Source organism: Kluyvera ascorbata ATCC 33433 (assembly GCF_000735365.1).
GTDB lineage: Bacteria > Pseudomonadota > Gammaproteobacteria > Enterobacterales > Enterobacteriaceae > Kluyvera > Kluyvera ascorbata.
In genome coordinates, this window is record NZ_JMPL01000199.1 from 1 (window position 1) to 3,937 (window position 3,937).

General features: G+C 42.5%; 1 protein-coding gene and 2 pseudogenes. All 3 read left to right on the forward strand.

The window, feature by feature from the left end; translation table 11 throughout:
• Nucleotides 1-55: 55 nt before the first annotated feature.
• Nucleotides 56-265: pseudogene (locus GKAS_RS24405) on the forward strand (IS3 family transposase); the annotation flags it as partial.
• 33 nt (nucleotides 266-298) lie between these two features.
• A complete protein-coding gene (locus GKAS_RS25180; RefSeq protein ID WP_115075001.1) occupies nucleotides 299-3,397 on the forward strand; it encodes an autotransporter outer membrane beta-barrel domain-containing protein in 3,099 nt (1,032 codons plus the stop codon).
• A gap of 262 nt (nucleotides 3,398-3,659) precedes the next feature.
• Nucleotides 3,660-3,937: pseudogene (locus GKAS_RS24415) on the forward strand (IS1-like element transposase); the annotation flags it as partial.

Below are 3,937 nucleotides of genomic sequence, written 5' to 3' on the forward strand. Positions count from 1 at the left end.
AAAGTCATCGGGCATTATCTGAACATAAAACACTATCAGTAAGTTGGAGTCATTACCTGATAATGCGGTTGCAGAAAGCTTTTTCCAGTTGTTGAAACGCGAACGGATAAAGAAAAAGATCTACGGAACGCGGGAAGAAGCCCGCAGCGATATTTTTGATTACATCGAAATGTTTTATAACAGTAAACGTCGGCATGGTTCTAGCGATCAGATGTCACCGACAGAATATGAAAACCAGTATTATCAACGGCTCGGAAGTGTCTAGATTATCTGTGGCGATTCATATCTTGGAATATAAATGTTAAAAAAATTAATAACTTTTTCTGCCATCCTGTGTACGGGACAAGCATGGGCTGCATGTGTGGATGGTGCAGCTGGCCCAAACGGCGTAGATAGTGCCACCGAAGGTAGTACCTGCGATAACAGCGGTACGTCATATATAGGGAATAATACCGCTTATGCGAGCGGGTCAGGTTCTGTTCTTAATTTCTTACCTGGAACTGTAATCAGTAGTAAGGGTGTTGCTGCCGTTTATACGCTTGCCGTGGGAGGAGTCAATAGTGGCGGTTCGATCCCTGGAGCTGGAGCAACGGTTCATGCAAAAGGAGATTTAACAGTTAATGGGAATGCTCTGGGCAGTACTCGGAGTATTTTTATCTTTTCTGGTACAGATGCAGGGGGAAAACGTAACTCACTTCAGATAGATGGAAACCTGACTGCAACGAGGACTGGCGGTCTTTATGGGGCTGTTATCGAAAATACAGGCGGGGACTTATTGGTTGCAGGTAAAACCTCTCTGACATCCAATGTCTCTGATGCACTTCGTAATAGAGGGGATGCTAATAGTACATTCAGGGGGTCCACATCGATAAATGTAAGCGGATCCAATGGAATACTTCAATCTGGAGGGACCGTTAATTTTAATGGTGATTTAACAATCAACACCACAACTGGTAACGGAATAAAAACAAGTGGGGGGGTATTAAATGCCCGTGAGCTTTATATTGATGTGAAAAGCGGAGTTGGAAATGGTATTGCGATATCTGACCGCGGAATAGTCTATATTTCTGGGGGGGAAATCATCACCGAAGGGAAAGGTTCCACTGCTATTTCCCTCAATGGAGGGGCTTTTTCTTCTACAGATGCATTGTCAATCCTTACTAAATCTAATGACTCGCAAGGAATAGTTCTTTCTGGCGATGCAAAAGCGATATTAGCTCGTACTGATATTCAAACCCAAGGTGATAATGCTAATGGTATAAATATCATAAATACTCCAACCAATGGTGTAACATTGTACTTCCAGGACGCTATATCGATAGAAACCCTGGGGGGCGGGAGTAATGCAATTGCATCCAAGAATAATCCGGCAAATGGATTTGTTCTTCCCGCGGGAAGCATGCTCGTCACCCAGGGTGAAAATTCGCATGGTATTGATATGCAAATTGAGTCTGGTGGTGGTGACTTAACAGTTTTCGAACTGGCATCTGGTGCAAATATAGAGACTCATGGAAAAAACGCAAGTGTATTATTCATTAGCAATGATGACGGAGAAGTTAACATTAAAACCGCCAGCAAAATTATTGCATCTGGCGCAGGGAGCGATGGTATTGAGATAGATTCTGCACTGCGCGGAGCGAATATCATCAATACCGGGGAAATTTCAGCCTCAGATATTGGAATAAATTTTAACACTGGAGTGCAAGGCAATGTTTTCAATGCTGGAACGATTAGCAGCGATAATAATATTGCCGTACATTTTGCGAATGAAATAAATACGCTGACTCTTACCTCTGGGTCTCAGATTAAAGGGAGCGTCTTAGGTGGAGCTTTCGACGACTCTTTGATTTTACAGGGTACAAACAGTGAAGATCTCTCCAAATTTAATGATTTTAACAAGCTGGTAATGGAGGGGGATGAATGGACGCTGAATGATAATGGCATATTTAGCGATAGCTATACACAAAAATCCGGGGTTGTGAATTTAGTTGGAACATTAGTTACCCCTCAGGTTAATGTTGAAGGTGGCACCCTTAACTTATGGAAGAGTCAGACATGGGATACGCTCATTAATGGTGGAAAAATATCTTTAAACACTACAGGAAATGTTGGTAATACGCTGAATGTAAAAGGTGATTATAATGGTAGCAATGGTGTTCTGGTATTTAATACAGCTTTAGGAAGTGATCATTCCCTCAGCGATAAGTTAGTTATATGTGGTAATGCTATGGGTACAACCTCCGTAGTTGTGAATAATGCAGGTGGAACTGGGGCACATACCATTGATGGTATTGAACTCATCCAGGTAAATGGTACGTCAACTGATACTGCATTTACTCAGGCAGGACGTATAGTCGCGGGAGCATATGACTATAAACTCGTAAAAGGTAATGCATCAGGAACCAATACTCAAAGCTGGTTCCTGACAAATCCTGATCCTTACAACCCTGACAACCCAACCATTCGTCCAGAAGCTGGAAGTTATATGGCCAACATAGATACGGCCAGAAAGATATTTAATTCACGCCTGGAGGGCCGCGAAAGACGGTCAGAAAATTCAAGTATGTGGTTACGTCAGCAAGGAACAAGAACCACCTTTTATGACACTTCTGGACAGTCCTACAGCGCTACAAACACATATGTGGTACAGGGTGGCGGAGAATTATTCAGTGCAAACTTCAGCGATTTGGATCGCCTTGGGATTGGCATGATGCTGGCCTATGGTAACTCAAGTAACAATACTGGCTCTAATCGTACAGGGTATCATTCCAAAGGATCCGTAGATGGTTACAGTGCCGGTTTATACGCCACCTGGTATCAGGATGCTGGCACTTTGAATGGAATATATATTGATACCTGGTTACAGTACAGCTGGTTAAATGGGATGGTAAAGGGAGATCAATTATCTAATGAAAACTACAAGATAGATGGTCTAAGTGCTTCAGTCGAGACTGGATATCGCAAATTAATCTATCAGGGAGCTAACGGAAATGTTTTTCTCATTCCGCAAGGACAGTTTATTTTCAGCGGTGTTGAGGCAGATGATGTGAAGGAATTTAATGGAACTCATGTAACCACTTCAGGCAATAACAATATACAGAGTCGATTAGGTGTAAAGTTATCTCGTGAAGGTACAAGTAAGATCGACAAAGGAAAAGATAAGCTGTTTACTGTTTATGCAGAAGCGAACTGGCTGAACAACAGCCGGCAGGTGGGGGCTGAAATGAATGGCGTCAGTATTAAACAAGCGGGTAACAAAAATGTTGCTGAGCTTAAACTGGGCACTGAAGGGAAATTTAATAAGAATATGAATTTATGGACCAACGTTGCTCAACAAATAGGTGCTAAAGGCTATAGTGATACAACTATGACAATAGGTTTTAAATATAGTTTTTAATCAGCGACAGGGGCATGGTGGCTCGTAGCATCCACCATGCCAATTCTGCCAGGCTGTAGATACACGCTAATTTTCAGTTTCTGGGTATTTCTCACCTGAGATAATTGTATAAAAGTGAAATAGTGATTATGAATATAAAAATCAGTGTTCTTTTAGAAAACAGATTAAATACAGGCTCAGCAGATAAATTAATTGCTAAGCGGGACTGGTAATGCTGCCAACTTACTGATTTAGTGTATGATGGTGATTTTAAGGTGCTTGCGTGGCTTCCATTTCCATCAGATGTCCTTCCTGCTCCACTACTGAAGGCGTGGTGCGTAACGGCAAAAGCACTGCCGGACATCATCGCTATCTCTGCTCTCATTGCCGTAAAACATGGCAACTACAGTTCACTTACACCGTCTCTCAGCCCGGTACACACCAGAAAATCATTGATATGGCCATGAATGGCGTCGGATGTCGCGCCAGTGCACGCATTATGGGCGTTGGCCTCAACACGGTTTTACGTCACTTAAAAAACTCAGGCCGCAGTCGGTAACC

What these genes read in the sequence shown, in the direction of transcription:
- GKAS_RS25180 (WP_115075001.1), top strand. Translation starts at nt 299, where the DNA reads ATGTTAAAAAAATTAATAACTTTTTCTGCCATCCTGTGTACGGGACAA.